We start from the raw sequence: 230 nt of genomic DNA, 5'->3' as shown, positions 1-230 counted from the left end.
TTTTTTTTATTTTTGTTGAAGATTTTTGGAATAAAAAAGGATCGCGATAAAATAAAATACTTTTCATTTGGCCAAAAAAGTTTTCAATGACCGCGTTATCTCTAGGCGTTGCTTTGCGTGACATACCAATAAGAAAACCTTTTTTGGTTAAAGTATGTTGGATTTTTAAAGATTGATAAACTGAACCTTGGTCTGAGTGGATAATACAAGGATTTTTTAGTTTAGGCATT

1 pseudogene is annotated in these 230 nt (G+C 30.0%); it reads right to left on the bottom strand.

What is annotated here, in order from left to right:
* A pseudogene (locus tag RI68_RS02210) lies at positions 1–230 on the bottom strand (DDE-type integrase/transposase/recombinase); the annotation flags it as partial.

It is taken from the genome of Vaccinium witches'-broom phytoplasma str. VAC (assembly GCF_000309405.1).
GTDB lineage: Bacteria > Bacillota_I > Bacilli_A > Acholeplasmatales > Acholeplasmataceae > Phytoplasma.
The sequence above is the reverse complement of the archived record's forward strand: the minus strand, read 5'-3'. Positions and strand labels throughout refer to the sequence as shown.